At 62.1% G+C, this 1268-nt stretch carries 1 protein-coding gene; it reads right to left on the reverse strand.

Going from position 1 to position 1268, the window contains the following annotated elements; translation table 11 throughout:
• Positions 1-1232: DDE-type integrase/transposase/recombinase (locus A5622_RS15375; RefSeq protein ID WP_066879628.1), on the reverse strand; the 1232-nt coding region annotated here is incomplete at its 3' end.
• Positions 1233-1268 lie beyond the last annotated feature (36 nt).

Raw genomic sequence — 1268 nt, forward strand, 5'->3', positions numbered from 1 at the left:
GTCGTTGCCTCACGTGAGCGTGCGCGCTTGGTGACGGGAGTGGGGGTGCCGTGGGTGGCTTTGCTGGTGGCCAGAGTGAAGAGCTGGATGGTCAACGCCTGGATTTGGCGTTGGGTGGCGGCGGGATTGATCAGTGAGTAGGTCCGTTTAAGCGCCACGATGCGGTCCATGGTCATGCTCGGGTGGTCGACCGCGCGGTGAAAAGGGGTGGTCGCCTTGTCGTGTTTCCTGGCGACTTTGGCCCCTGTGCGGACTTTGGATATCAGTTTCTGCTGGGGGTAAAAGTAGTTGGTCAGCTTCGACTGCAGTTGCCAGATCTCGTTGAGTAGCAACAGTTCTGACGCGGTGTCGTAACGGTAGTAGCCGACCAGGGTGCGGACCACCGTCCAGTTCTTCTGCTCGACGTGGCAGCCGTCGTTCTTATTGCCCGGCCGTGATCGGGTGAAGGTGATGTGTCGGTCTTGGCACCATCTCAGCAGGTCGTCGTTGATGAATTCCGATCCGTTGTCGGAGTCCACGCCCAGGATCGGGAACGGCATCGCGGCGGCGATGTGATTGAGGGCGGCCAGTATGTGTTTGGCCGTCCTGTCGGGCATTGAGCGACTCTCGGTCCAGCCAGTGGCGATATCGGTGACCGTCAGCGTGAAGGCATGCCCCCCGCCGCGGTTGCCGCCATCGTGAAAGACCGTGTCAATCTCGACGAAGCCGGGCATGGCCTCATTCCATTCGGCCCACGTACGCACCGGAATCTGACTTTTGAGCAGCGACCCCGGCTTAGTGCCCACACGTCCTCTGATCGTGCATTTGGCTCGCTCATCGGCCAGCCGGCGATCGATGGTGGCCGCCGATATCGACACCAACGACTCCGCGGTGGCGTCATCGATGACCAGCTCCCCGAAGTGGCGCAGTACGGCCACCAGCTCGGCGAGCATGGGTGCGAGCCGTTTGCCGGCCGGCCTTTCGAGCACCACCCAGCAGCGGATCAACCCAGCGATGACCTCATCGCCGTACTTCACCGGCCGTGGATTGCGCGTCCTCACGACCGTGGGCACCAGCGCGGCCTTGAGGGCCTTGCGGGCATGGTTTCGGTGCCATCCGGTGTTGGCACACAACTCATCAAGAATCCGACTCTTACCGCGCTTGCTCTCCAGCTGGTAGCGGGTCGCAGCCGCCTCGGTGATTGCTCTGCGCTGTGCCAACGTCAACCCCATCCACTGGGCGTACGCGCGCATTTTCAGTGAGGCAACGACCCACCCTTTCGCGCGCAT

Source organism: Mycobacterium sp. 1245801.1 (assembly GCF_001673055.1).
GTDB classification, from domain to species: domain Bacteria; phylum Actinomycetota; class Actinomycetes; order Mycobacteriales; family Mycobacteriaceae; genus Mycobacterium; species Mycobacterium europaeum_A.